Below are 25,241 nucleotides of genomic sequence, written 5' to 3' on the forward strand. Positions count from 1 at the left end.
ACCACCCACGGCCCTTCATCTGGACCAGGACCGCCGACGAGATCCTCGACAAAGTCGCGTCCTACTGCCAGCGAATCTCCGACTCACGTCACTAGTTTGGAAGATCCCGTATGTGGATGGCCCCTGACCTGCACGCTTGTGACCTGCGATCCGGCGGCGATCCTGCCGTCTGTCCCCGTGGTTCCCCGCTGGCCCCCGACCGATCGGGCACGCAGGGGGCACGCTGCGCGGGGGATCTAGACAGAGCGACTGTGCTCCGACATGCTGCACCGGCGATCATGCGCAGCGGCGGCTGCACGGTGCAGTGGGGTGGGGTTTGGTGAAGCAAGCACAGGCCGAGGCTTCGCCGCCGGAGCGCATCCGCTACCGGCTGACCCCTTTCCAGCGCGCGCTGCCCCTTCTGCCCGTTGCTGTCCTCGGTGTTGTCATCGAGATCACCGAGATCTTGGACGGGATGAGAGGGGATCCGTTCAGCCTTGGGGCTGCCAACCCGTTTTGGCTGTGGATCGCCATGCCGTTGTTGGCAGTGATCGTCTTCCCGCGTCACGGGGTCACCCTCACGCCGTCGGCGGCCGTTGTGCACAATCTGCGCCGCCGGATCATCCCGTGGTCCGACGTGCAAGGCGTCCACACCGAGTCTTCCCTGGGGCAGCGGACTGTCGTGATCTATGAGGCCAGCGGTCGCCGTACCCGTCTGCGGGCGCCCATTACCGGGGTCCTCAGCTGGGATCGCAGGTTCGAGGAGAAATTCCACGCCATCGGACGATGGTGGCTGGCGCACCGCGGACCGGATTGGACTCCCGTCCCGCCACCGCGGACGTGGGGAGACGGTCAATCAACGTCCAACGGGAACCCTTTCGCGCCTCCCGCCTAGCCGACGGCTGACGCCCCTCAACCCACCACTCACCCCAGCTCCCATCCCGTCCGCCTTCGGCCCACACACCGTGGAGCGGGCGTGGTCCCTGGTGTCCAGGTGGAGCGCGCCACTGTACGAACGACCTGGACACCAGGGGCTGCGTCTGCTCGGCTCTGCCTGGGTCGAAGGCGGTCGGGATGGGAGCCCACCACGCTCACCACGATTCGGCCGGCACTCGCGAACGGCGCCCCGACCCATCCCGGAGTCTGAGCGCCCCCGCTGGAGGCACTGCTTGTGCCTTCCGTTTCCCCTCGGCAAGGATCTCTCGCTCTAGTTGCGCGACCGGCGTAGCCGGGGCCCAGAGCGGGGCGGAGACAGGAGCACAGGGCCCCGGCGGTGAGCCGGGGAGCGCGCGACGAGCGGAGCGAGGAGCCTTGATGAGGTAGAGAAACCTGTAACAGCTCAGCTGCCAAAGGGCTTGGGGCTGGGCGTCTGGTCCTCGAACCCGTGCTGGGCGGGGGAAGCGGGACGCTGGGCAAGCCAGCCTGAGACGCGTGGGCCGCCGTTGATGGCGCCGCCTTCTCGGACCGTCCGAACGTGCTTGAAGTCATGCCGCAGGTAGTAGCGCTGAAGTGCGGCGTTGTTGGTCCACGCGTCAAGGCGGAGCCACATGGCTGACGATCGGTAGGCGCGATCTCCCGCCCAATCAAGGAGCCTGCCTCCAAGATCCTCCCCCGCGTAATCGCGTGACACTGCCAGCTTGTTGACGAAAATGGAGGCCTCCCCCAACTCCCCGGTCGTCCACAACCCCTCTTCCGCCTCTGGCGTGAGAGTGATGGTCCCAGCGGTCCGGCCGCCGTCGCGAAGCATGAAGACGGTGCCAGCCTCGATGGTCGACAACAGGCGATCGGCGGGGTAGGGCCGGCTCCACTGGTCGCTGCCCAGTTTGCTGATCCAGGATGCGGCTTCTTCTCGGAACGCCAGAAGCTGGTCCAGGTCGCCCGGTACTGCGGTTGTGATCTTCACTGGGGGTCGTTCTCGCTTCGGGCGGACAGGTCGCCGATCTCGTAGTTCATCCGGTTCAGGTCGCCGCGGAACGTCGTGATCGTGCAGCGAATGGGGCGCTCGGGGGAGTAGCCGGTTCGGGTCCAGAGGAGGACAGGAACACCCGCTCCTATGTCCAGAAGCCGGGCTTCCTCTGGCGTAGGCATCCGGGTGGCGATCTCGTCGGCGTATCCGACCTGCTCGATGCCGAGACTCGTGAGGTAGCGGGTCGTGCCCTCGGCGATGTCCCCCGGTTCAGTCAGCCGGGGGGCCGTCTCTACCAGCCAATCGGGATAGTGAGTGGCCTGAGTGGACCATGGGACATCGTCAACGAACCGATGGCAGAACCTGAGGACAGCTCGGGATCCGGCGTCGACTTTCAGGCGTTGGGCCACGTACTCGGGGGCGGTGGTGAGCTCGACACGAAACGTCTGGTGTGGCCTGCGGCCGGCGTTCGTCACGTCCGTCGAGTAGGCGTCGCCCGGCTGCGGGAAGTTCAGGTTCTCGAAGCGGGAAGCGTTGAGCTCGAAGACCTCGTGTTTACGGACCTCGTAGCCAAGCCCTTGGCTTGACGTGATCAAACCTTCGCTGACCAGCAGGCTTAGGCCCGATCGGACAGTGTTTCTGGACGCGTCGAACCGTGTTGAAAGTTCGCTCTCTGAGGGCAAGCGCGCGCCGGGACCGTAGGCGCCGCTGTCGATCTCACGACGCAGTGCGTCGGCCACCTGTCGGTACTTCGGCTGCTTGCTCATGACTCCATCATGACGCACTCGGTCAACTTGTTGGTACATGTGCGTGCGAAGTGCTTGACGACTCACCCTCGGTGATGCAATCTCTAGTATCAACTTGTACCAACAAGTTGAGCAAGCGGCCTAAGAGGCTTAGGTCGTACGACCAAGGAGACAGCTATGCCGTCGTTCAAGATCGATGTTTCGACCGCTGTCGTGTTCGTCGCGACGCCTCCGACCCCGAAGCTCGTGAGCAAGCAGACCGGTGAGATCGCGATGGACCGGGAGACCGGCGCTCCGCTCGCGACCGTGGGCCTGCTGATCTCGGACGACGGGGAGGGCAACCTCTACCAGGTGACCGTCCCGAGCACGGGTGTCCCGGAGAGCCTGGCCCCGGGAACGCCGGTCACGGTGATCGGCCTCAAGGCGCGGGACTGGGAGAACACGTTCAACGGGCAGACCCGGCACGGGATCAGCTTCCGCGCGGTAGCGATCACGGCGGGTGCCTGACCATGCCGGACCTGACCATGATGATCGAAGCGGCCGGGGCCTTATCGGCTGCCGGCGGCCTCGGTTACGCGAAGGCTCGCGCGCCTCGGGTGTTCTGGTCGCTGGTGGGTCTGCCGGTCGCTCGGGTCCGGTTCGCGGCTACGTACCGGTCGACGATGGATGTGTGTGGGCTGACGGTTCAGCCGTCCAGGCTGCGGGCGTTCATGGTCCGCAACGTGGTCCGCCGCCAGGACGTCCAGCCGGTTCCCCCGAAGGTTCGCCGGGTCCGTGGTTCCTCGACCGGGATGCGGGCGATACTCCGTCTTCCGGCCGGGTTGGAGCCCGCGGACGTGGCTGCGGCCTCGGAACGGTTGCGGCACGCCTGGGGTGTCCACTCCGTCCACGTGGTGGAGGTCAAGCCCGGCTTCGTCGAACTGCGAATGACCGGGTACGACGTGCTGCGCAGGGTGAAGATGCCGCGCCGGCTGCCCCGCAAACTGTCCGGCCCGCTCGTGGTGCCGGTCGCTCTGCGGGAGGACGGGACGGCCTTCGTCCGGGACTACAAGAAGATCCCGCACGGCCTGACCCTGGGCGCGAATCAGTCGGGCAAGTCGATGTATCAGCGCAACCTGATCACCGGTCTCGCGAAACTCTCGGTCGGCCTGATCGGGATCGACTGCAAACGCGGTGTGGAACAACGCGGGTTCGCGCCTCGGCTCTCAGCGCTGGCCACCACTCCGGATGAAGCCTCCAGCCTGCTGGAAGTCCTGGTGGGGGAGATGGAAGAGCGCTTCGACATCCTGAGCGCCCACGGCGTATCCGACCTGTGGGACCTGCCCACCAAGGTCCGGCCCGTGCCGCTGGTCGTCCTCGTCGACGAAGTCGCGGAACTCTTCCTCGTCGCCGCGAAGAAGGACGAGGAACGCCGCGACCGGATGGTGATGCACCTGGTCCGTCTCGCGCAGATGGCCCGTGCGGTTGGCATCTATCTGGAGGTCTGCGGGCAGCGCTTCGGCTCCGAACTCGGCAAGGGCGCCACCATGCTCCGCGCCCAGCTCACCGGCCGTGTCGTGCACCGTGTCAACGACAAGCAGACCGCCGATATGGGCTTGGGCGACATCGCCCCGGACGCGGTCTTCGCCGTGACCACCATTCCGCCGGACCGTCCCGGTGTGGCCGTGGCCGGCGACTCCTCCGGGGGATGGTCCCGGATTCGCACCCCCGAAATGACCGCCGCCGAAGCGGTCGCGATCTGCCGCGAGTACGCGCACATGGCCCCGGACATTGCGGCGCTGGCCCCGTTCCGCCCGGTCGTCCGTACCACCCCGGTGCCGGTTCCGGCTTCGCCGCTGGTCAAGCCGGTCCCGGTCACCGAGTAACACCCCGCACCTTCCTGGTTGGCGTGACCGTCTCGCGCCAGGTCCCTACCCCGCCCATGCCCGGAACCGAAAGGAATCCAGCGCCATGGCCACCACGAAACGGACCACCAAGCCCCCGCTGCCCGCGGTCGAGCCCGGCGACTGCAAGCCGTGCGGTGGAACCGGAAACGTCCCGACCACGGTCCGCGTCGGTCGCAAGCGCCGCCCGGTCGGCCAGCAGGACGGCCTGTGCCTCAACTGCCTCGGCTCCGGCACCGACCCCGACGCCTGACCCCTTTCCGCTCCGGGTGCTGGGCGGTGAACCCCATATCCCGCCCGGCCCCGGCACCACCCCAGATTGGAGGTGAACCCCGATGTTCCGAACCATCCGACTGGATGCCGTGCTGGTTCAGGCGGTCATCGCCGGTGCGCTGTCGTTCTCGCACCTGCATGACCTTGCTGAAGCTGCCGGACAGGACGGCTGGAAAGCCTGGGCATACCCGATCAGCGTGGACCTGCTCCTGGTCGCCGCCTGGCGCCGGATGCGCACCCACACCGATAACCACCCGGCCTGGGTCTGGTTCGTCATCGCCCTGACCGCGTCCCTGGGCGCGAACATCGCGACCGCCGGAATGCTCGACCTCGGCGACGTACCGCCCTGGCTCCGCATCCTCGTCGCCGGCTGGCCCGCCCTCGCCTTCCTCGGCGGAACACTCCTCGCCCACACCCCCGCGCCGGCCCCGGTCAAAGCTGAACCGGCCCCGGTCGCTGCACCGCTGCCCGCTCCGGCTCCCGAACCGGTCTGGGACACGGTCGAGCGCGCTCCCGAACCGGCCCCGGATCCTGCACCCGAACTCCCGCTCGCACCGGCCCCGGCCCCCGCACCGGCCCCGTCTGCCCCGGTGGTTGCTGTTCCTCCGGCGCTGCTCGATCACGCCCGGAAGGTCGCCGACACCCACCACGCCACGACCGGCAACCGGATTACCACCGAGACCCTGCGCGCTCGCCTCGGTGTCCCTGCCCCGCTCGCCGACGCCATCACTGCCCAACTCGCCTGACCAGGAAGGAGATCAGCGCATGGCCCTGCTCAACTTCAACCGCCCCGCCGACTACGTCGCCGCTGCCCGGGAGATGGCCGACGTCGGTCGCCCGACCCTCGCCCGACTGCTCGCCGAGGAAGCGGCCGACCTCACCACGGACCCGGCCGAAGCGGACCGCATCCGCGCCGAGTTCCCCGACGACAGCGCCCGTCGGGAGGGCTGACCATGCCGCGCCCGAACCGCTTCACCGACGTGATCCGTATCGGCCCCGTGCGGGTCGGCACCCACTACGACGGCCGTGGCCGCACCAAGCACACCGCCGCATGCACCGCCCCCGGCTGCAACTTCTCCGCCGACTACCACGGCCGTGCCGCCGCCGAACTCGCCGCCAAAACCCACCGCTGCAACGCCTGAAAGGAGCAAGTCATGTTCACCCCGAAATACCCGGCCCCGGACACCGCCCCGACCACGGCAACGTCCCTCGTTCGACCGTTGACCGGCCTTGTGCACCCGCCGGCCTGCGACTGCCACCACACCTCGGCCACCACCGCCCCGGCCCCCACCCCGGCGCCGGTGACCCGGACCGCGGTGCAGCTCACCCCCGGCACCCTCGCCGTTGCGGCGAACGTTCGGGCGCGTGCGGAAGCTCCCTTCCGGCCGGTATCAGGCTCGCTACCTGGGGGCTGACGGCATTGATCGCCCTGCCCCCGAGACGTTCCGCACCAAGCGGGACGCGGATGACTGGCTGGCTGAGCGGCAAGCGGAACTCCGGTCGGGGGACTGGTCCGATCCCGACGCGGGGCAGGTCGAGTTCGGCTCGTACGCGGCCACTTGGATCGCTGAGCGCGGCATCGGCGCGTCCACCGCAGACCTCTACCGCTCGCTCCTGCGCAACCACCTGGCCCCCACCTTCGGCAAGGTCGCCGTAGCCGACATCACCTCGGCCATGGTCCGTGCCTGGCGAGTCGCCCGACTGGAGAACGGGACCGGCCCATCAACGGTGGCGAAGTCGTACGCCCTCCTGCGGGCGGTGCTCATGACGGCCGTGGACGACCGGTTGATCCGCCGTAATCCCTGCCGGGTCAAGGGCGCGAGTACGGCCCCCACCCCTGAGCGGCCCACAGCGACCGTTCAGGAGGTCTACGCGCTCGCGGGGGCAAAATCCGGCCCCGGTATCGCGCGCTCGTCCTCCTGGCGGCCTTCTCCGGCCTTCGCTGGGGTGAGCTGGTCGGGCTTCGTCGTCGGGACCTGGACCTGACGGCCGGCACCTTGCGCGTTCGCCGGAACATCGCCGAACTCCACAATGGCGAGCGCCTGGTGAAGGAGCCCAAGAGCGCGGCCGGCAAGCGCACCGTGGCGATCCCTGCCGTGATCCATGACGAACTGACCACTCACCTCACGGTGTACTCCGAGCACGGGGCGGACGGCCGCGTCTTCGTCGGTGCCAAGGGTGCGACTCCTCGCCGGAATCACTTCAACCTGCTGTGGCGCAAGGCATGTGGGCAGGCCGGGATCAAGGGCCTGCACTTTCATGATCTTCGGCACACCGGGAACACGCTTGCGGCGGCGACGGGCGCCAGCACCCGTGAGCTGATGACGAGAATGGGCCACAGTACGGCCCGTGCGGCGTTGATCTATCAGCATGCGACGGCTGAGCGGGAGCGGCTGATCGGCAACGCCGTGAGCGCTGCTGTCGAGCAGGCCCGGAAGCAAGATCCAGACCCGGACGGGCATGCAGCGGGCACGCGGGACTGAACGAAGATCAGAAACACATCAGGGCCAGGTCGGAGGATGAACCTCTGAGCTGGCCCTGAGTGATTGGAGCGGGCGACGGGAATCGAACCCGCGTAGCTAGTTTGGAAGACTAGGGCTCTACCATTGAGCTACGCCCGCATGCAGCGCACCGCAGGTCACGGGGACCGCGGTACGAGAAGCATCGTAGCGGGTCGCGGGCGCTGCCCGCACACCCGATCGCGCCGCGCGGCGCCGAGTACCGGCGAGGCCCGCGTAAGGCGTCCGACGCACTGCCCGTCTGCATGTACCCTACGTGTCGCACCGACGGGGTGTGGCGCAGCTTGGTAGCGCGTCCGCTTTGGGAGCGGAAGGTCGTCGGTTCGAATCCGGCCACCCCGACCACCGGCAAGATCGCATTGTGGGAGTTCTCCCCCTTGCCGTTACTATGCAAAATGCGTGCCCGTGTGTCTGATGTACCGGGCTCGGTCCGCGAAGCCGCCTCCGTGCGGTGGAGCAGAACCCCAAGAAGTCAGCCACCAAGGAGACCGAACCGTGAAGAGCGCCGTGGAGACCCTGAACCCGACTCGGGTTCGGCTCAGCATTGAGGTGCCCTTCGAGGAGCTCAAGGACAGCCTCGACGCGGCGTACAAGAAGATCAACCAGCAGGTCACGGTGAAGGGGTTCCGCAAGGGCAAGATCCCCAACCGGGTCATCGACCAGCGGTTCGGCCGTGGCGCAGTGCTGGAGGAGGCCGTCAACGACGCGCTCCCGAAGTTCTACACCGAGGCCGTCAACGAGGGTGAGCTCAACGTCCTCGGCCAGCCGGAGGTCGACATCAAGGAGCTGAAGGACGGCGAGCTGCTGTCCTTCACCGCCGAGGTTGACGTACGCCCCGAGATCGAGATCCCGGACTACTCCGGCATCGAGGTCACCGTTGACGCGATCGAGGTCAGCGACGAGGACATCGAGAAGGCCGTGGAGCAGCTGCGCGAGCGCTTCGCCTCGACCAACCCGGTCGAGCGCGCCGCCGCCGAAGGCGACGTCGTGACGATCGACCTGCAGGCCGAGGTCGAGGGCGAGGTCCTCGAGGACGGCGTGGCCGAGGGTGTCTCGTACACCATCGGTTCCGGCGAGCTCCTCGAAGGCATCGACGACGCCGTCACCGGCCTGGAGGCGGGTGGCGAGGCCACCTTCACCTCTCAGCTGAAGGGCGGCTCCGCCGAGGGCAAGGACGCCGAGGTCACCGTCAAGGTCACCGCCGTCGCCGCCCGTGAGCTCCCCGAGCTGGACGACGAGTTCGCCCAGATGGCCAGCGAGTTCGACACGCTGGACGAGCTGAAGGCGGACAGCCGCAAGCGCCTCGAGGACACCAAGCAGTACGAGCAGGCCACCCAGGCCCAGGAGCGCGTCCTCGAGGAGCTGCTGAAGCTCGCCGAGGTCCCGATCCCCGAGAAGCTGCTCGCGGACGAGGTCCAGACCCGCAAGCACAACCTCGAGCACCACCAGCTCGGCCAGATGGGTCTCGACCTCGAGAAGTACCTGGAGATCCAGGGCAAGACCCTCGAGGAGTTCGAGGCCGAGACGTCCGAGCAGGCCGTCAAGGGCATCAAGACCCAGTTCATCCTGGACGAGCTCGTCAACAAGGAGAAGCTGAACGTCAACCAGGAGGAGCTCACCGAGCACCTCATGCGGCGCGCGCAGTCCTCCGGCATGAGCCCCGACCAGTTCGCCCAGGCCGTCGTCGAGGGTGGCCAGGTGCCGATGCTCGTCGGCGAGGTCGCCCGCGGCAAGGCGCTCGCCGTCGTCGTCGAGGCCGCCAAGGTCATCGACACCAACGGTGAGGTCGTCGAGCTTGAGGACGACGAAGACGCAGCGGAGGAGGCAACCGAGGTGGTCGAGGCCGCCGAGGGCACCTCCGACGCCGCCGAGGAGAAGACCGAGGCCTGAGCCTCGCGCTGAACCCCGCACGACGGGCTCCGGACGCCACCGCGTCCGGAGCCCGTCGTCGTATCGGCGGACGGCCCCCCACAACCCTTGTGCGGACTGCGGAGCTTGCGCTCCCAGCGAACAGTTCCCGAAGCGGGATGGCGTTGTCCCACCTGCGCGTTAGGGTCCATGAAGAGGAAGGGTCGGGGAGTCCCGGCCCACCCGGTACGAAGACGCTGAGACGGCCGGAGCCGTCAGAGACGAGCAGGTGGATACGTGACGAATCTGATGCCCTACGCCGCCGGAGAGCCGTCCCTCGGTGGAGGCCTCGGTGACCAGGTCTACAGCCGACTGCTCGGCGAACGCATCATCTTCCTCGGTCAGCAGGTCGACGATGACATCGCCAACAAGATCACCGCACAGCTGCTTCTCCTTGCCGCAGATCCGGACAAGGACATCTACCTCTACATCAACAGCCCCGGTGGTTCGGTGACGGCCGGTATGGCGGTCTACGACACCATGCAGTACATCCCGAACGACGTCGTCACCATCGGTATGGGCATGGCGGCCTCGATGGGCCAGTTCCTGCTCACCGGCGGCGCCGCCGGCAAGCGCTTCGCGCTCCCGAACACCGACATCCTCATGCACCAGGGTTCGGCCGGCATTGGCGGTACGGCCTCGGACATCAAGATCCAGGCCCAGTACCTGCTGCGCACCAAGCAGCGCATGGCGGAGATCACCGCCCGCCACTCCGGCCAGACCGTGGAGACGATCATCCGCGACGGCGACCGCGACCGCTGGTACACGGCGGAAGAGGCCAAGGAGTACGGCCTCATCGACGAGATCATCACCGTCGCATCGGGCGTTCCGGGCGGCGGCGGCACCGGCGCCTGACCCGGTCAGCACCGGATCGCGCCACACCGCACCGCTTCTCTCTCGTACGCCGAGACACCCAGCCACAGAACGCCACCAGGATGGTGAACACCCACATGAACAACTTCCCCGGCGCGTCCGCGAACGGCCTCTACACCGGCCCGCAGGTGGACAACCGCTACATCGTCCCGCGCTTCGTGGAGCGCACCTCGCAGGGCGTGCGCGAGTACGACCCGTACGCGAAGCTCTTCGAGGAGCGCGTGATCTTCCTCGGTGTGCAGATCGACGACGCGTCCGCCAACGACGTCATGGCGCAGCTGCTGTGCCTGGAGTCGATGGACCCGGACCGGGACATCTCGATCTACATCAACAGCCCCGGCGGCTCGTTCACCGCGCTCACCGCGATCTACGACACGATGCAGTTCGTGAAGCCGGACATCCAGACGGTCTGCATGGGCCAGGCGGCCTCCGCCGCGGCCGTGCTGCTCGCCGCGGGAACGCCGGGCAAGCGCCTGGCACTGCCCAACGCGCGCGTCCTGATCCACCAGCCGTCCTCGCAGACCGGCCGCGAGCAGCTCTCCGACCTGGAGATCGCGGCCAACGAGATCCTGCGGATGCGGGCCCAGCTGGAGGAGCTGCTCGCCAAGCACTCCACCACGCCGATCGAGAAGATCCGTGACGACATCGAGCGCGACAAGATCCTGACCGCCGATGACGCCCTGGCCTACGGCCTGGTCGACCAGATCGTCGCGACCCGTAAGAGCGCGGCCGGAGCGGCCGCCTGACGTCGGCCTTTACCCCTTGGTACGGCAGGGTCACCCGGCCCCGGCCGTGTGAACCGTGCCAAGGGGGGCCCGAACGGGGGGCCAGGCAAGGTACCGTCGGATAGAGGCACCAGGAGCCGCTGAACCAGGCGTCTCCCAGGCGAAGGGGAAGCACCTCGTGGCACGCATCGGTGATGGCGGCGACCTGCTCAAGTGCTCGTTCTGCGGAAAGAGCCAGAAGCAGGTGAAGAAGCTCATCGCAGGACCCGGTGTGTACATCTGCGACGAGTGCATCGATCTCTGCAACGAGATCATCGAGGAGGAGCTCGCGGAGACGAGCGAGGTCCGCTGGGAAGAACTTCCCAAGCCCCGCGAGATCTACGAGTTCCTCGAGGGGTACGTCGTCGGGCAGGAGCCCGCGAAGAAGGCCCTCTCGGTCGCTGTGTACAACCACTACAAGCGGGTCCAGGCCGGCGAGAACGGCGGCGGTACGAACCGCGACGACGCGATCGAGCTCGCGAAGTCCAACATCCTGCTGCTCGGCCCCACGGGCTCGGGCAAGACACTCCTCGCCCAGACGCTGGCCCGCATGCTCAACGTCCCGTTCGCCATCGCCGACGCGACGGCGCTGACGGAGGCCGGCTATGTCGGCGAGGACGTCGAGAACATCCTGCTGAAGCTGATCCAGGCCGCGGACTACGACGTCAAGAAGGCCGAGACCGGGATCATCTACATCGACGAGATCGACAAGGTCGCCCGCAAGAGCGAGAACCCGTCGATCACCCGCGATGTCTCCGGTGAGGGTGTCCAGCAGGCCCTGCTGAAGATCCTGGAGGGCACCACCGCCTCCGTACCGCCGCAGGGCGGCCGGAAGCACCCCCACCAGGAGTTCATCCAGATCGACACGACGAACGTGCTGTTCATCGTGGGCGGCGCCTTCTCCGGCCTCGAGAAGATCATCGAGTCCCGGGCCGGCGCGAAGGGCATCGGCTTCGGCGCCACGATCCGCTCCAAGCTGGAGATCCAGGCGAGCGACCAGTTCCAGGAGGTCATGCCGGAGGACCTGGTGAAGTTCGGGATGATCCCCGAGTTCATCGGCCGCCTCCCGGTCCTGACCTCGGTCCACAACCTGGACCGCGAGGCGCTGCTCCAGATCCTCATCGAGCCGCGCAACGCCCTGGTGAAGCAGTACCAGCGACTGTTCGAACTCGACGGTGTGGAGCTGGACTTCGAGCGCGAGGCGCTGGAGGCCATCGCCGACCAGGCGATCCTGCGCCAGACCGGCGCGCGCGGCCTGCGCGCCATCATGGAGGAGGTCCTCCAGTCGGTGATGTACGAGGTGCCGTCCCGCAAGGACGTCGCCCGGGTCGTCATCACGTCGGACGTGGTCCGCAACAACGTCAACCCGACGCTGGTCCCGCGCGAGCCGCGGACGATCGGCAAGGGCGACGAGGGGCGGCACGAGAAGTCCGCGTAGCGGTCGGTTCGTTCGTACGCGAAGGGGCGCCCCACCGGTTCTGCCGGTGGGGCGCCCCTTTGTGCTGCGCGGATCAGATCTTGGTGCGGGAGGTGTTGTAGAGCTTGGCGGTTACGGCCGCGAGGTCGTCCTGCGGCATTCCCTTGCCGGTCATGGACAGTGCCACGTCGACCCCGAGCACGGTGCCCACCGTGCTGTAGTCGGCCCAGACACAGACCGGGATGGTGAATTCCTTCGGGCCCTTGGAGGCCGTGCCGTCGCCCTTCTTGTTCAGGACCTTCATGTCCTGGCACTTCATGAGGGCGCCCTTGAAGCCGGCCGGCGTGGCGGCCTTGGGGCTGCCGACGCGCTGAAGCTCCATTCCCTCGGCGCCCTTCTTGAAGTCCGCCTCCGCGTTGTTGAAGGCGTTGTCGATGACCTTCGCGGGATCGGTGACGTCGCCCCAGACGCCCGAGAGCGTGATCGACTTGACTGCGACGGGATTGTCCTCGGAACCGGACTGGTAGTTGGCCCCCGCCTGCTGAGGCTTCTTGATTCCCAGCGCTTCGAGGTTGCTCTTGTCTTCACCGGTCGCGGGCCCCGAATCCGTCGGACCGGAAGACTCCTTCTTGTACCCGTCCAGCGTCGCCGTCGGCGTCAGCTTGTACCCCTTGGTGGAGTCCGCGACATCGCTGTTGCTGGCGCCGCCGCCCGACGTCAGCAAGTACACCCCGCCGCCGATGACTGCCAGCGCCACGATGACGCCGCCGACGATCAGGCCGGTCTTCTTCTTCTGCGGGGCAGCCGGGGGAAAGCCGGGCTGCTGGCCGTAGACCGGCTGGCCGCCGTACGGGGGCGTGGGGGGCTGCTGGCCGTACGGGCCGGGCTGCTGGGCCTGCGGGTAGCCGTAGCCCGGCTGCTGGGGCTGCTGCTGCGGCGGAACGCCCTGGGGGGCCTGCTGCGGGTAGCCGTAACCGGGCTGGCCCTGCGGCTGGCCCTGAGGCGGCGGGCCGCCGTAGGGGCCCGGCTGCTGGCCGTACGGTCCGGGCTGGCCCTGCGGCGGCTGGCCACCGTACGGGCCCGGCTGGTTGTAGCTCATCTGCGGTGTCCCCTGTTCGTGATGCTTATGCGTTCCGAACATCCTGACGGACGGCCCGCGGGCGTGGGGCACCGGGAGGGAGACCGTTACTGAACAAACCGGTTTCAGTGCACGCGCGTGACGGCCCTAAACTGTGCGACGTGACCGAGAACGCAGCGCAGCAGCCAGCCAGCACCCCCGAACTGCCGACCCAGTACACGCCGGCCGAGGTAGAGGGGAAGCTGTACGAGCGCTGGGTGGAACGCGGTTACTTCGAGGCGGACGAGAACAGCGACAAGCCGCCGTACTCCATCGTCATCCCGCCGCCCAACGTCACCGGATCCCTGCACCTGGGACACGCCTTCGAGCACACGCTGATCGACGCCCTCGTCCGCCGCAAGCGGATGCAGGGGTTCGAGGCGCTCTACCAGCCGGGCATGGACCACGCCGGCATCGCCACCCAGAACGTCGTCGAGCGCGAGCTCGGCAACGAGGGCAAGTCCCGCCACGACCTGGGCCGCGAGGCCTTCGTCGAGCGTGTCTGGCAGTGGAAGAACGAGTCCGGCGGCCAGATCTCCGGCCAGATGCGCCGCCTCGGCGAGGGCGTCGCCTGGTCCCGTGAGCGCTTCACCATGGACGAGGGCCTGTCCAAGTCCGTCCAGACCGTCTTCAAGCAGATGTACGACGACGAGCTGATCTACCGTGCCGAGCGCATCATCAACTGGTGCCCGCGCTGCCTCACCGCGATCTCCGACATCGAGGTCGAGTACCAGGAGGACGACGGCGAACTCGTCTCCATGCAGTACGGCGAGGGCGACGAGACCATCGTCGTCGCCACCACCCGCGCCGAGACGATGCTCGGGGACACCGCCGTCGCCGTCCACCCCGACGACGAGCGCTATAAGCACCTGGTCGGCAAGCAGATCAAGCTGCCGCTGACCGACCGTACGATCCCGGTCGTCGCCGACCACCACGTCGACCCCGAGTTCGGCACGGGTGCCGTCAAGGTGACCCCGGCGCACGACCCGAACGACTTCGAGATCGGCAAGCGCCACGACCTGCCGTTCCTCACGGTCCTCGACGAGCGCGCCGTCATCACGGCCCCCGGCCCCTTCCAGGGCCTGGACCGCCTGGAGGCCCGCTCCGCCATCGTCGCCGCCCTGCGCGCCGAGGGCCGGATCGTCGCCGAGAAGCGGCCGTACGTCCACTCCGTCGGGCACTGCTCACGCTGCAAGACCACCATCGAGCCGCGCCTGTCCCTCCAGTGGTGGGTCAAGGTCGCCCCGCTCGCCAAGGCGGCCGGTGACGCCGTCCGCGACGGCAAGGTCAAGATCCACCCGCAGGAGATGGAGAAGCGGTACTTCGACTGGGTCGACAACCTCCACGACTGGTGCATCTCGCGCCAGCTCTGGTGGGGCCACCGCATCCCCGTCTGGTACGGCCCGAACGGCGAGGTCGTCTGCGTCGGACCGGACGACGAGGCGCCCACCGGCGAGGGCTGGACCCAGGACAGCGATGTCCTGGACACCTGGTTCTCCTCCGGCCTGTGGCCGTTCTCCACGCTCGGCTGGCCCGAACAGACGGACAGCCTCGCGAAGTTCTATCCGAACTCCGTCATGGTCACCGGCTACGACATCCTCTTCTTCTGGGTCGCCCGGATGATGATGTTCGGCCTGTACGTCAACGACGGCGTCCCGCCGTTCGGGACGATCGTCCTGCACGGCATGGTCCGCGACGAGCACGGCAAGAAGATGTCGAAGTCCTTCGGCAACGTGGTCAACCCGCTGGACTGGATGGACAAGTACGGCTCCGACGCGCTCCGTTTCACCCTGGCGCGCGGTGCCAACCCCGGCGTCGACGTCCCGATCGGCGAGGAGTGGGTCCAGGGTTCCGCCAAGTTCTCCAACAAGATCTGGAACGCCACCCGCTTCGCCCTGATGAACGGCGCGACGATCGAGGGCGAGCTGCCGTCCACGGACGAGATGTCGGTGACCGACCGCTGGATCCTGTCCCGCCTGAACAAGACGGTCGCCGAAGTCGACGCGTACTACGACGACTACCAGTTCTCCAAGCTCAGCGAGTCGCTCCGGCACTTCGCCTGGGACGAGGTCTTCGACTGGTATGTCGAGCTGTCCAAGACCACGTTCTTCGGCGGCGGCCGTCCGGCGGAGGTCTCGGGCCGGGTCCTCGGCGAGGTCCTCGACGTGATGCTGCGCCTGCTGCACCCCGTCGTCCCGTTCGTCACGGAGACCCTCTGGACCGCGCTCACCGGCCGCGAGTCGGTCGTCATCGCCGAGTGGCCGGCGGACAGCGGCTTCCGTGACGACGCCGCCGAGAAGGAGATCGAACTCGTCCAGCAGGTCGTCACCGAGGTCCGCCGCTTCCGCTCCGACCAGGGCCTGCAGCCCGGCCAGAAGGTTCCGGCCGAGCTCACCCTGACCGGGACCGCGCTCGCCGCGCACGAGGCGGCCATCCGTCAGCTGCTGCGTCTGCAGCCGGCCGGGGACGGCTTCCATGCCACCGCGTCGCTGCCGGTCGCGGGTGCCACCGTCGCGCTCGACCTGTCCGGCACGATCGACATCGACGCCGAGCGCAAGCGTCTGACGAAGGACCTGGAGGCGGCGCAGAAGGAGAAGGCGCAGGCCACCGGCAAGCTCGGCAACGAGGCGTTCCTGGCCAAGGCCCCCGACAACGTGGTCGACAAGATCCGTGGCCGGCTCACCAAGGCCGAGGCCGACATCGAGCGGATCACCGGCCAGCTGGCGACCCTGCCGCAGGCCTGAGACCGCAACCCGGCGAGCCCCCGTACCCCTCCCGCGAGGGGTACGGGGGCTTCCCCGTACCCCCGCCGCCGGGCGCTGCGCGCGATGTCGGATCCGATCCGTAGACTGGCCCCGTGAGTGAGCCCCGCCCTTCCGACCGGCACGACGCGTCCGACTCCGACGAGACCTTCGCGGAGATCGTCGACGAAGCGACCCAGCGCGACCCCGACCTGGCGGTGATCGAGGCCGGGAGCCGTACGCTGCGCGCCGCCTCCGGACCGCCCACGGGCGACGAGGTCCCCGCCCGCCCCACCGACCCGGAGGTGGACAAGGCGCTGCGCGCGGTGGAGCAGGAGCTCGCCGGGCGCTGGGGCGAGACCAAGCTCGAGCCGTCCGTGACGCGCATCGCCGCGCTGATGGACGTGCTCGGCGACCCGCAGCGGGCCTACCCCTCCATCCACATCACGGGGACCAACGGCAAGACGAGCACCGCCCGCATGATCGAGGCCCTGCTCGGCGCCTTCGATCTGCGCACCGGCCGCTACACCTCGCCGCACGTCCAGTCGATCACTGAGCGGATCAGCCTGGACGGCTCCCCGATGGACCCCGAGCGGTTCATCTCCACCTACGAGGACATCAAGCCGTACGTCGAGATGGTCGACGCGCAGCAGCCCTACCGGCTCTCCTTCTTCGAGGTGCTCACCGGCATGGCGTACGCGGCCTTCGCCGACGCGCCGGTCGACGTCGCCGTCGTCGAGGTCGGCATGGGCGGCAGCTGGGACGCGACCAACGTGATCGACTCCACGGTCGCTGTCGTCACCCCCATCTCGCTGGACCACACCGACCGGCTGGGCTCCACGCCCGGCGAGATCGCGGTGGAGAAGTCCGGGATCATCAAGCAGGGCGCGACGGTCATCCTCGCCCAGCAGCCCGTCGACGCCGCTCAGGTGATGCTGAAGAAGGCCGTCGAGGCAGACGCCACCGTGGCCCGCGAGGGCATGGAGTTCGGTGTCGTCTCGCGGGAGATCGCGGTCGGCGGCCAGTTGCTGACGCTGCGCGGCCTCGGCGGCGAGTACGACAGCATCTTCCTCCCGCTGTACGGAGCCCACCAGGCGCGCAACGCGGTGGTGGCGCTCTGCGCGGTCGAGGCGTTCTTCGGCATCGGTGCCGAGCAGACCGGATCGCTGGACGCCGACATCATCCGCAAGGCCTTCGCCTCGGTCATCTCTCCGGGCCGCCTCGAAGTCGTACGCTCCAGCCCGACCGTAGTCCTGGACGCCGCGCACAACCCGGCAGGCGCCGTCGCCACCGCCGAGGGCCTCTCCGAGGCGTTCGGCTTCTCCCGGCTGATCGGTGTGGTCGGCGCGAGCGCCGACAAGGACGTGCGGGGGCTCCTGGAAGCTTTCGAGCCGATCTTCGCCGAGGTCGTCGTCACCCAGAACTCGAGCGCACGCGCGATGGACGCGGACGAGTTGGCCACGGTCGCCGTCGAGGTCTTCGGCAACGACCGGGTCCAGGTCGAACCCCGGCTCGACGACGCGCTGGAGGCGGCGATCACCCTCGCCGAGGAAGAGGACGAGTACGCGGGCGCCGGAGTGCTGGTGACCGGATCCGTGATCACGGTCGGCGAGGCCCGGCTGCTTCTGGGAAGGGGCTGACCGACGTGCGTACGCTCTGTGCATCGACGCTGATCGGTGAGTTCTTCGTGATCGGGTTCGCCGGACTCGTCGCGATGAAGTCCGACGACCTGACGTCCGCCACGGTCTGGACGGTCTGCGGCATCGGCATGCTGCTCTCCGTGCTGCTCTGCGGGATGATCACCCGCCCCGGTGGCATACAGCTCGGCTGGGCACTCCAGATCGCGCTGGTCGCCAGCGGCTTCGTCGTCCCGATGATGTTCATCCTCGGCCTGGTCTTCGGCGGCCTGTGGTGGGCCTCCGTGCACTACGGCCGCAAGATCGACGAGGCGAAGGCCCGATGGGCCGCGCAGGAGGCGGCGCAGGCGCCCGCCGGCAGCTGAGAGGCTGTCGGGCCGTCCGTCATCGGGCGGCCAAACCCGGCCGCCGGCCCGTCACCGTACCCCTGTAACCTCGCTTCACCGCACCCGTATGCCTGCAAGGAGCCGCACATGACCCAGCGCACCCTCGTTCTTCTCAAGCCCGACGCCGTCCGTCGCGGTCTGGTCGGCGAGATCGTCGGCCGCATCGAGCGCAAGGCCGGCTGGAAGATCACGGCGCTGGAGCTCCGCACCCTCGACCGCGCCACGCTGGAGCAGCACTACGCCGAGCACGTCGGCCGCCCGTTCTACGAGCCGCTCGTCGAGTTCATGCAGTCCGGTCCGGTCGTCGCCCTGGTGGCCGAGGGCGAGCGGGTCATCGAGGGCGTGCGCGCCCTGGCCGGCCCGACCGACCCGATCGCCGCCGCGCCCGGATCGATCCGTGGTGACTTCGGCACGATCACCCGGGAGAACCTCATCCACGCCTCGGACTCCGAGGAGTCCGCAGAGCGAGAAATGAAGCTGTTCTTTCCGGGAATTTCCTGACCTCGGATCAGCCGAACAGCGCTGATGACCTGGGGCGACCGAAGTAATTCGGTCGCCCTTCGGCATACGGTCCCCGATCGCGGGAACGCATCCCTCCGACGTAACGTCACCATGAGTGGAACGGCCACCCGTTCTGCTCAGCATGGCGAAGGACCCTCGCGCTGTGTCGGTGTTTCCGGCACTACGATGGAAGCTTCCACGCCCGCAGCGCTCATATCGCCTACCAAAACAAGCCATATCGCTTTCGCTTGGGAAGGCCCGACACATCCTCATGGGGAACAAGGGGAACTCAATGTCGTTCATCGGCCGTGACATGGCTATCGACCTCGGGACTGCCAACACGCTGGTGTACGTCAGGGGGCGCGGCATCGTTCTGAACGAGCCGTCCGTCGTGGCCATCAACACCAACACCGGCGGCATTCTCGCGGTCGGTTCCGAGGCCAAGAAGATGATCGGCCGTACGCCGGGCAACATCGTTGCCGTACGGCCCCTGAAGGACGGCGTGATCGCCGACTTCGAGATCACGGAGCGGATGCTCCGCTACTTCATCCTGAAGATCCACAAGCGCCGCTACCTGGCCCGCCCGCGCGTCGTCGTCTGCGTGCCCTCCGGCATCACCGGGGTCGAGCGACGCGCCGTGATCGAGGCGTCGACGCAGGCGGGCGCGCGCCAGGTGCACATCATCGAGGAGCCCATGGCGGCGGCCATCGGCTCCGGACTGCCGGTCCACGAGGCCACCGGCAACATGGTCGTCGACATCGGTGGCGGCACCACCGAGGTCGCGGTCATCTCGCTCGGCGGAATCGTCACCGCCCAGTCGATCCGGGTCGCCGGTGACGAACTGGACAACGCGATCATCCAGCACATCAAGAAGGAGTACTCGCTCCTGCTCGGTGAGCGCACCGCCGAACAGATCAAGATCACGATCGGGTCGGCCTTCGAGCTGGAGAAGGACGAGCACACCGAGATCCGCGGCCGTGACCTCGTCTCGGGCCTGCCCAAGACCGTGGTCATCTCCGCCACCGAGGTCCGCAAGGCGATCGAGGAGCCGGTCAACGCGATCGTCGACGCGGTGAAGACGACGCTGGACAAGTGCCCGCCGGAGCTGTCCGGCGACGTCATGGACCGCGGCATCGTCCTCACCGGCGGTGGCGCGCTGCTGCGCGGCCTGGACGAGCGGCTGCGTCACGAGACGGGCATGCCGATCCACATCGCCGAGGACCCGCTGGACTCCGTCGCGCTCGGATCCGGCAAGTGCGTCGAGGAGTTCGAGGCGCTCCAGCAGGTGCTGGACGCCCAGCCCCGACGGTAGGAACTCACGCGAGCCTCCGCGCGGACGCTGCCGCTCCGCGCGGAGGATCGTTGATATACAGGCACGAACATTCCTACGAGGAAGGCACGGCCGCCGCACGTGAGGGACACACGAGAGAGCCGGCTGCTCCTGGTGCTGCTGATCGCCATCGCGTTCGCACTGATCACGGTGGACATCCGCGGCGGCGAGGAGTCACCGGTGGACGGCGCCCGGCAGGCCGCCGCCACCGTCTTCGGACCGGTGGAGAACGGCGTGGCGTCAGCGGTCGATCCGGTGGGCAACGCCATAGGGGCCGTACGCGCCTCCGGCACCCGCCACGACAAGATCGCCGCGCTGGAGAAGCAGAACGCCGAACTCAAGGCGAGGCTCGGCAGCGACGACCGCAACCGCAGCCGGGTCCGCGAGCTCGACAAGATGCTCAAGAAGTCGGACGCCGGCCAGTACGGCATCAAGGCCGCCGAAGTCATCGCCATAGGAGCGGCCCAGGGCTTCTCCTGGACGGTCACCATCGACGCCGGCTCCAAGGACGGCCTCAAGCGCGACATGACCGTCCTCAACGGCGACGGACTCGTCGGCCGCGTCACCACCGTCGGCCCGGACACCGCCACGGTCCTCCTGGCCAACGACCCCGACTTCACGGTCGGCACCCGGATGGAGTCCACCGACGAACTCGGTTTCGCCACCGGCCAGGGCTCGCGCCCGCTGTCCGTACAGTTCCTGAACGGTAAGGCCAAGGTCAAGAAGGGCGACCGCCTCGTCACGTTCGGCTCCAGCAAGGACAAGCCCTTCGTGCCCGGCGTGCCCGTCGGTGAGGTCGTGCGGGTCGACCCGTCCGGCGGTGACCTGACCCGTACGGTCTACGTCCGCCCGTTCGTCGGCTTCACCAAGCTCGACATCGTCGGCATCGTGGTCCAGGCACCGCGCGAGGACCCGCGCGACACGGTCCTGCCGAAGAAGCCCGTCAAGCCGGCCAAGCCGAAGCCCACTCCGACCGTCACCGTCACCATCTCGCCCAACGGCGACATCGTCGACACCAGCGGCAACGTCGTCGGGAACATCCACCAGAGCGCGAACCCCAGCGGCAGCCCGAACCCGAACCCCAGCGGGAACGCGACACCGAACGCCGACAACGCGGTAAACGAACAGAGGTAGAGCTGATCCCCATGCGCGTCAACCGGACTCTGCTCTCCATCGTTCTGGTCGCGATCGCCCTCGTCGTCCAGGTATCCGTACTCGCACGGCTCCAGCTCCCCGGCGCCGTACCCGATCTGCTGCTCATGGTCGTCCTCGGACTGGCTTTCGTGTACGGGCACGTCAGCGGGGCCCTCATCGGTTTCGGCGCGGGCCTCCTCGCCGACCTGGCGCCCCCGGCCGACCACGCCGCCGGACGCTACGCCCTGGTGCTCTGCGTCATCGGCTACCTCGCCGGACTGGCCAGGCCCGAGAACGGCCAGCTCAAGTCCGCCTTCCTTCCGATGGCCGTGGTCGTCGCGGCGGCGATCGGATCGACCCTGCTCTACGCAAGCGTCGGCGCCCTCGTCGGCGACACGGCGGCCCGCCATGTGGGCCTGGGCAGCCTGCTGTTCACCGCGGCCGTCTACGACCTGCTCCTCGCGCCGTTCACCGTCCCACTGATCATGGCCCTCGCCAGACGCACCGTGAACGACCCGCTGACCGAGTCCTCCTCCGGCCGCGGCGACGCGGCGGCCGGCTGGCTCGCCGCGGGCACCGGGCTGCGCATCGGCAACCAGCGCGGCGGACTGCGCGTCAAGGCCGCCCGCAACCGGGCCGCACGCGCTGGACGCATCAAGGGAGTCAAGCGACTGTGACGCCGCATTTCCCGGGGGTCGCCCACCCGGCCCCCAGCCCGACCACCACCGGGGGCGCCCCGTGACCAACATCCCCGAGACGGGGCGGACCCAGCGGGTCCAGATCCGCCTCATCGTCATCCAGGTCCTCGTCTTCTCCCTGTTGCTCACCCTCGGCGGCCGCCTCTGGTACCTCCAGATCCGCAACGGCCAGGAGTACTCCGACGAGGCGAAGAACAACCACGTCCAGCAGGTCGTCCAGCCCGCCGCCCGCGGTTCCATCCTCGACGCCCGCGGCGTACCCCTGGCCGACAACGAGACCCGCCTCGTCGTCTCCGTCAGCCGCACCGAGCTGCTGAAGATGGACGACGACGGCAAGGGCGTCCTGACCCGGCTCGCCGGCGTCCTCGACATGAAGCCCGAGGACGTCCTCGGCAAGGTCCGGCTCTGCGACGCGAAGACCCCGCAGCCCTGCTGGAACGGCTCGCCCTACCAGCCGATCCCGGTCACCGACGAGGCCACCACCCAGCAGGCCCTCCAGATCCGCGAACGCGCGGAGGACTTCCCCGGCATCACCGCCGAGCCCACCGCCGTCCGTCGCTACGCCGCGCCGGGCAAGGCCAACACCGCCCAGGTCCTCGGCTACCTCTCACCCGTCACCGACGGCGAGATCACCAAGGCCCAGGACACCGAGTCGCCCTACCTTCGCTCCGACATGGTCGGCCGCTCCGGCCTGGAGCGCACGTACGACAAGGAGCTGCGCGGCAAGGCCGGCGTCACCCGCTACGAGGTCGACAACCTCGGGCGCGTCATCGGCCAGGCCAAGAACGACAAGGCGGAGGCCGGCGCCAGCGTCGTCACCTCCATCGACGCCCGCGTCCAGGCCGTCGCCGAGTACGAGCTCAACCAGGCCATGAAGACGGCCCGTACCGAGTTCGACAAGAACACCGGCGAGAACTACAAGGCCGACTCCGGCGCCGTCGTCGTCATGGAGGCCAAGACCGGCCGGGTCGTCTCCATGGCCTCGCTGCCCAACTACGACCCCAACGCCTGGGTCGGCGGTATCTCCGGCAAGGACTACGCCAAGCTGACGGGCAAGAACTCCAACTTCCCGCTGCTGAACCGGGCCATCCAGGGCCAGGCCGCCCCCGGCTCGATCTTCAAGGTCATCTCCTCCACCGCCGCGGTCAACGCCGGGTACCCCTTCGACGGCAACTACCCCTGCCCCAGCTCGTACTCCATCGGTGGCCAGACCTTCAAGAACTTCGAGTCCCAGGGCTACGGCAGCATCTCCATCGGCCGCGCCCTCGAAGTCTCCTGCGACACCGTGTACTACGGCCTCGCGCACAAGGAGTGGCAGAAGGACGGCGGGAACAACCCCAAGAAGAACCCGAACGACTGGTTCTACAAGACCGCCCACCAGTTCGGCCTCGGCAAGGAGACCGGCATCGACCTCCCCAACGAGGTCAGCGGCCGCGTCCCCGACCGCGAGTGGAAGAAGAACTTCGCCAAGGCCAACCACGACGCCTGGTGCAAGCAGGGCAAGAAGGACGGCACGTACGTCGAGAAGATCGCGTACGAGAACTGCCTCGAAGGCGACAAGATGCGCGCCGGTGACTCCGTCAACTACTCGATCGGCCAGGGCGACACCCTCGTCACCCCGATCCAGATGGCCACCATCTACGCGGCCATCTCCAACGGCGGAACCCTCTACGACCCCACCGTCGGCAAGGCGATCGTCAGCGGCGACGGACAGACCGTCCAGGAGATCGAGCCGAAGTCGCACGGCAAGCTCCCCTTCACCAAGAAGACGCGCAACGAAATAGACCAAGCCCTCGCGGGTGTCGCGACCCGCGGCTCCGCCGCCTGGCGATTCGGCGGCTGGCCGCAGGACAAGATCCCGATGCACGCCAAGACGGGTACGGCCGAGGTCTACGGCAAGCAGACGACCTCCTGGTTCGCCACGTACACCAAGGACTACTCGATCGTCATGACGATCTCCCAGGGCGGTACGGGTTCCGGTGCGTCGGGACCCGCCGTCCGCAACATCTACAACGCCCTCTACGGCCTCGACGCCGCGGGCAAGCAGGACCTCAAGAAGGCCCTGCTGCCGACGCCCCAGAAGTCTCTGCCGAAGATCCAGACGGACGGCACCATCGACGCCCCGAAGGTCAAGCCCTACGACCCCGCGTCGCAGAAGCCGCCGACCGAGCAGACGCTCGCCGCGGTGCTGGGGAGGCGTGACTGATGGCAGGCTTCTCCGTCCAGCGGTACGCCCCCGAGCGCTCCACCTGGGGCAGGCTCACCGCCCGCGACTCCGTCGTGCGGCGCCTCGACTGGCCGCTGCTCGGCTCGGCGATCGCGCTCTCCTTCATCGGCTCGCTGCTCGTCTGGTCGGCGACCCGGGGACGTGACTCGCTCACCCACGGCGACCCGTACTACTTCCTCTTCCGCCACGCCCTCAACACGGGCATCGGCTTCGCCCTGATGGTCGGCACGATCTGGCTCGGCCACCGGACCCTGCGCGGTGCGGTGCCGATCCTCTACGGCCTGTCCGTGCTCCTCGTGATGGCGGTCCTCACCCCGCTCGGCGCCACGGTCAACGGCGCCCACGCCTGGATCCTCCTGCCGGGCGGCTTCTCCCTCCAGCCCTCCGAGTTCACCAAGATCACGATCATTCTCGGCATGGCGATGCTGCTCGCCGCCCGCGTCGACGCCGGCGACCAGCTGCACCCCGACCACCGGACCGTCGCCAAGGCCCTCGGCCTGGCCGCACTCCCGATGGTGGTCGTCATGGGCATGCCGGACCTCGGCTCCGTGATGGTCATGGTCGTCATCGTCCTCGGCGTGCTGCTGGCCTCGGGGGCGTCGAACCGCTGGGTCTTCGGAATCCTCGGCGCCGGCGTCGCCGGAGCCGTCGCCATCTGGCAGCTCGGGCTGCTCGACGACTACCAGATCGCCCGGTTCGCCGCCTTCGCCAACCCCGCCCTCGACCCGGCGGGCGTCGGCTACAACACCAACCAGGCCCGTATCGCGATCGGCTCCGGCGGCCTCTCCGGCACCGGCCTCTTCCAGGGCACCCAGACCACCGGCCAGTTCGTCCCCGAGCAGCAGACCGACTTCGTCTTCACCGTCGCCGGTGAGGAACTCGGCTTCCTCGGCGCCGGACTGATCCTCGTCCTGCTCGGCGTCGTCCTGTGGCGCGCCTGCCGTATCGCCCGCGAGACCACCGAGCTCTACGGCACGATCGTCGCCGCCGGAATCATCGCCTGGTTCGCCTTCCAGGCCTTCGAGAACATCGGCATGACGCTCGGCATCATGCCGGTCGCCGGACTGCCACTGCCGTTCGTCTCCTACGGAGGCTCCTCGATGTTCGCCGTCTGGGTGGCCATCGGACTGCTCCAGTCGATCCGGGTGCAGCGGCCGATGTCGGCCTGAGCCCTTGCGGGCCCACTGCCCATCCGCGGACAT

Annotated in this window: 25 protein-coding genes and 2 tRNA genes; 23 read left to right on the forward strand and 4 right to left on the reverse strand. The window is 68.2% G+C overall.

The window, feature by feature from the left end:
* The first annotated feature begins 319 nt into the window (after window positions 1–319).
* Window positions 320–874: a hypothetical protein gene (locus tag ACIBJG_RS04600; protein WP_399303880.1), complete on the forward strand. Its 555-nt coding sequence runs from the start codon at window positions 320–322 to the stop codon at window positions 872–874.
* A 444-nt stretch (window positions 875–1,318) separates the two neighbouring features.
* Here ACIBJG_RS04600 and ACIBJG_RS04605 read toward each other — a convergent pair whose 3' ends face one another.
* Together ACIBJG_RS04605 and ACIBJG_RS04610 are read right to left on the reverse strand one after the other, a co-directional pair.
* Window positions 1,319–1,882, reverse strand: a complete 564-nt coding sequence (locus ACIBJG_RS04605) for a GNAT family N-acetyltransferase (RefSeq protein WP_399303882.1) — start codon at window positions 1,880–1,882, stop codon at window positions 1,319–1,321.
* Window positions 1,879–2,652: a GntR family transcriptional regulator gene (locus ACIBJG_RS04610; protein ID WP_399303884.1), complete on the reverse strand. Its 774-nt coding sequence runs from the start codon at window positions 2,650–2,652 to the stop codon at window positions 1,879–1,881. The genes ACIBJG_RS04605 and ACIBJG_RS04610 overlap by 4 nt, the downstream gene beginning before the upstream one ends.
* A gap of 156 nt (window positions 2,653–2,808) precedes the next feature.
* On the opposite strand from ACIBJG_RS04610, the gene ACIBJG_RS04615 reads away from it, so the two are divergent.
* The 8 genes from ACIBJG_RS04615 to ACIBJG_RS04650 all read left to right on the forward strand — a co-directional run bounded on the left by ACIBJG_RS04615 (window position 2,809) and on the right by ACIBJG_RS04650 (window position 7,270).
* Window positions 2,809–3,138 carry a hypothetical protein gene (locus tag ACIBJG_RS04615; RefSeq protein ID WP_399303886.1) on the forward strand — a complete coding sequence of 110 codons (330 nt, stop codon included), beginning with the start codon at window positions 2,809–2,811 and terminating at the stop codon, window positions 3,136–3,138.
* 2 nt (window positions 3,139–3,140) lie between these two features.
* On the forward strand, window positions 3,141–4,496 hold the full coding sequence (locus ACIBJG_RS04620) for an FtsK/SpoIIIE domain-containing protein (protein WP_399303888.1): 1,356 nt from the start codon (window positions 3,141–3,143) through the stop codon (window positions 4,494–4,496).
* An 85-nt stretch (window positions 4,497–4,581) separates the two neighbouring features.
* Window positions 4,582–4,767 carry a hypothetical protein gene (locus ACIBJG_RS04625; protein WP_399303889.1) on the forward strand — a complete coding sequence of 62 codons (186 nt, stop codon included), beginning with the start codon at window positions 4,582–4,584 and terminating at the stop codon, window positions 4,765–4,767.
* An 82-nt stretch (window positions 4,768–4,849) separates the two neighbouring features.
* Entirely contained in the window at window positions 4,850–5,533 is a 684-nt protein-coding gene (locus tag ACIBJG_RS04630; protein WP_399303891.1) for a DUF2637 domain-containing protein, read from the forward strand.
* A gap of 19 nt (window positions 5,534–5,552) precedes the next feature.
* Window positions 5,553–5,738 carry a hypothetical protein gene (locus ACIBJG_RS04635; RefSeq protein WP_399303893.1) on the forward strand — a complete coding sequence of 62 codons (186 nt, stop codon included), beginning with the start codon at window positions 5,553–5,555 and terminating at the stop codon, window positions 5,736–5,738.
* A 2-nt stretch (window positions 5,739–5,740) separates the two neighbouring features.
* Window positions 5,741–5,929: a mobile element transfer protein gene (locus ACIBJG_RS04640; RefSeq protein WP_362201561.1), complete on the forward strand. Its 189-nt coding sequence runs from the start codon at window positions 5,741–5,743 to the stop codon at window positions 5,927–5,929.
* A 223-nt stretch (window positions 5,930–6,152) separates the two neighbouring features.
* Window positions 6,153–6,773 (forward strand): phage integrase central domain-containing protein, encoded by a 621-nt coding sequence (locus tag ACIBJG_RS04645; RefSeq protein ID WP_399303895.1) that lies wholly within the window; start codon window positions 6,153–6,155, stop codon window positions 6,771–6,773.
* Window positions 6,740–7,270, forward strand: a complete 531-nt coding sequence (locus ACIBJG_RS04650; RefSeq protein WP_399304505.1) for a tyrosine-type recombinase/integrase — start codon at window positions 6,740–6,742, stop codon at window positions 7,268–7,270. The genes ACIBJG_RS04645 and ACIBJG_RS04650 overlap by 34 nt, the downstream gene beginning before the upstream one ends.
* Window positions 7,271–7,334: 64 nt before the next feature.
* On the opposite strand, the gene ACIBJG_RS04655 is transcribed toward ACIBJG_RS04650, so the two are convergent.
* Window positions 7,335–7,408 (reverse strand) — tRNA-Gly (locus tag ACIBJG_RS04655).
* A gap of 166 nt (window positions 7,409–7,574) precedes the next feature.
* On the opposite strand from ACIBJG_RS04655, the gene ACIBJG_RS04660 reads away from it, so the two are divergent.
* The 5 genes from ACIBJG_RS04660 (at window position 7,575) to clpX (ending at window position 12,289) form a co-directional block, all read left to right on the forward strand.
* Window positions 7,575–7,651 (forward strand) — tRNA-Pro (locus tag ACIBJG_RS04660).
* Between the two features lie 150 nt (window positions 7,652–7,801).
* On the forward strand, window positions 7,802–9,196 hold the full coding sequence (tig, locus tag ACIBJG_RS04665; RefSeq protein WP_399303897.1) for a trigger factor: 1,395 nt from the start codon (window positions 7,802–7,804) through the stop codon (window positions 9,194–9,196).
* A gap of 267 nt (window positions 9,197–9,463) precedes the next feature.
* Window positions 9,464–10,069 (forward strand): ATP-dependent Clp protease proteolytic subunit, encoded by a 606-nt coding sequence (locus ACIBJG_RS04670; protein WP_399304507.1) that lies wholly within the window; start codon window positions 9,464–9,466, stop codon window positions 10,067–10,069.
* Window positions 10,070–10,149: 80 nt separating this feature from the next.
* A complete protein-coding gene (locus tag ACIBJG_RS04675; RefSeq protein WP_306070064.1) occupies window positions 10,150–10,833 on the forward strand; it encodes an ATP-dependent Clp protease proteolytic subunit in 684 nt (227 codons plus the stop codon).
* A gap of 157 nt (window positions 10,834–10,990) precedes the next feature.
* Window positions 10,991–12,289, forward strand: a complete 1,299-nt coding sequence (gene clpX / locus ACIBJG_RS04680) for an ATP-dependent Clp protease ATP-binding subunit ClpX (RefSeq protein ID WP_399303899.1) — start codon at window positions 10,991–10,993, stop codon at window positions 12,287–12,289.
* 73 nt (window positions 12,290–12,362) lie between these two features.
* Here the strand turns inward: clpX and ACIBJG_RS04685 are convergent, their stop codons facing one another.
* Window positions 12,363–13,367, reverse strand: a complete 1,005-nt coding sequence (locus ACIBJG_RS04685; protein ID WP_399303901.1) for a hypothetical protein — start codon at window positions 13,365–13,367, stop codon at window positions 12,363–12,365.
* Between the two features lie 140 nt (window positions 13,368–13,507).
* Between ACIBJG_RS04685 and ACIBJG_RS04690 the strand changes: the two genes are divergently transcribed.
* From ACIBJG_RS04690 to rodA, 9 genes are all read left to right on the forward strand, one after another.
* A complete protein-coding gene (locus ACIBJG_RS04690) occupies window positions 13,508–16,129 on the forward strand; it encodes a valine--tRNA ligase (RefSeq protein WP_399303903.1) in 2,622 nt (873 codons plus the stop codon).
* A 113-nt stretch (window positions 16,130–16,242) separates the two neighbouring features.
* A complete protein-coding gene (locus ACIBJG_RS04695) occupies window positions 16,243–17,766 on the forward strand; it encodes a bifunctional folylpolyglutamate synthase/dihydrofolate synthase (protein ID WP_399303905.1) in 1,524 nt (507 codons plus the stop codon).
* Between the two features lie 5 nt (window positions 17,767–17,771).
* Entirely contained in the window at window positions 17,772–18,128 is a 357-nt protein-coding gene (locus tag ACIBJG_RS04700; RefSeq protein WP_399303907.1) for a DUF4233 domain-containing protein, read from the forward strand.
* Window positions 18,129–18,236: 108 nt separating this feature from the next.
* Entirely contained in the window at window positions 18,237–18,650 is a 414-nt protein-coding gene (gene ndk, locus ACIBJG_RS04705; protein WP_399303909.1) for a nucleoside-diphosphate kinase, read from the forward strand.
* Between the two features lie 292 nt (window positions 18,651–18,942).
* Entirely contained in the window at window positions 18,943–19,962 is a 1,020-nt protein-coding gene (locus tag ACIBJG_RS04710) for a rod shape-determining protein (RefSeq protein ID WP_073723157.1), read from the forward strand.
* 99 nt (window positions 19,963–20,061) lie between these two features.
* Window positions 20,062–21,114: a rod shape-determining protein MreC gene (mreC, locus tag ACIBJG_RS04715; RefSeq protein WP_399303911.1), complete on the forward strand. Its 1,053-nt coding sequence runs from the start codon at window positions 20,062–20,064 to the stop codon at window positions 21,112–21,114.
* An 11-nt stretch (window positions 21,115–21,125) separates the two neighbouring features.
* Window positions 21,126–21,791, forward strand: a complete 666-nt coding sequence (gene mreD / locus ACIBJG_RS04720; protein ID WP_399303913.1) for a rod shape-determining protein MreD — start codon at window positions 21,126–21,128, stop codon at window positions 21,789–21,791.
* 61 nt (window positions 21,792–21,852) lie between these two features.
* Window positions 21,853–24,018, forward strand: a complete 2,166-nt coding sequence (mrdA, locus tag ACIBJG_RS04725) for a penicillin-binding protein 2 (RefSeq protein ID WP_399303915.1) — start codon at window positions 21,853–21,855, stop codon at window positions 24,016–24,018.
* On the forward strand, window positions 24,018–25,208 hold the full coding sequence (gene rodA, locus ACIBJG_RS04730) for a rod shape-determining protein RodA (protein ID WP_399303917.1): 1,191 nt from the start codon (window positions 24,018–24,020) through the stop codon (window positions 25,206–25,208). The genes mrdA and rodA overlap by 1 nt, the downstream gene beginning before the upstream one ends.
* Window positions 25,209–25,241 lie beyond the last annotated feature (33 nt).

The organism is Streptomyces sp. NPDC050422 (assembly GCF_044458665.1).
Taxonomy (GTDB): Bacteria; Actinomycetota; Actinomycetes; order Streptomycetales; family Streptomycetaceae; genus Streptomyces.

What these genes read in the sequence shown, in the direction of transcription:
- ACIBJG_RS04635 (WP_399303893.1), top strand. Translation starts at nt 5,553, where the DNA reads ATGGCCCTGCTCAACTTCAACCGCCCCGCCGACTACGTCGCCGCTGCC.
- ACIBJG_RS04615 (WP_399303886.1), top strand. Translation starts at nt 2,809, where the DNA reads ATGCCGTCGTTCAAGATCGATGTTTCGACCGCTGTCGTGTTCGTCGCG.
- ACIBJG_RS04610 (WP_399303884.1), bottom strand. Translation starts at nt 2,652, where the DNA reads ATGAGCAAGCAGCCGAAGTACCGACAGGTGGCCGACGCACTGCGTCGT.
- ACIBJG_RS04685 (WP_399303901.1), bottom strand. Translation starts at nt 13,367, where the DNA reads ATGAGCTACAACCAGCCGGGCCCGTACGGTGGCCAGCCGCCGCAGGGC.
- mreD (WP_399303913.1), top strand. Translation starts at nt 21,126, where the DNA reads ATGCGCGTCAACCGGACTCTGCTCTCCATCGTTCTGGTCGCGATCGCC.
- ACIBJG_RS04620 (WP_399303888.1), top strand. Translation starts at nt 3,141, where the DNA reads ATGCCGGACCTGACCATGATGATCGAAGCGGCCGGGGCCTTATCGGCT.
- rodA (WP_399303917.1), top strand. Translation starts at nt 24,018, where the DNA reads ATGGCAGGCTTCTCCGTCCAGCGGTACGCCCCCGAGCGCTCCACCTGG.
- ACIBJG_RS04670 (WP_399304507.1), top strand. Translation starts at nt 9,464, where the DNA reads ATGCCCTACGCCGCCGGAGAGCCGTCCCTCGGTGGAGGCCTCGGTGAC.
- ACIBJG_RS04710 (WP_073723157.1), top strand. Translation starts at nt 18,943, where the DNA reads ATGTCGTTCATCGGCCGTGACATGGCTATCGACCTCGGGACTGCCAAC.
- ACIBJG_RS04630 (WP_399303891.1), top strand. Translation starts at nt 4,850, where the DNA reads ATGTTCCGAACCATCCGACTGGATGCCGTGCTGGTTCAGGCGGTCATC.
- ACIBJG_RS04640 (WP_362201561.1), top strand. Translation starts at nt 5,741, where the DNA reads ATGCCGCGCCCGAACCGCTTCACCGACGTGATCCGTATCGGCCCCGTG.
- ACIBJG_RS04675 (WP_306070064.1), top strand. Translation starts at nt 10,150, where the DNA reads ATGGTGAACACCCACATGAACAACTTCCCCGGCGCGTCCGCGAACGGC.
- ACIBJG_RS04625 (WP_399303889.1), top strand. Translation starts at nt 4,582, where the DNA reads ATGGCCACCACGAAACGGACCACCAAGCCCCCGCTGCCCGCGGTCGAG.
- ndk (WP_399303909.1), top strand. Translation starts at nt 18,237, where the DNA reads ATGACCCAGCGCACCCTCGTTCTTCTCAAGCCCGACGCCGTCCGTCGC.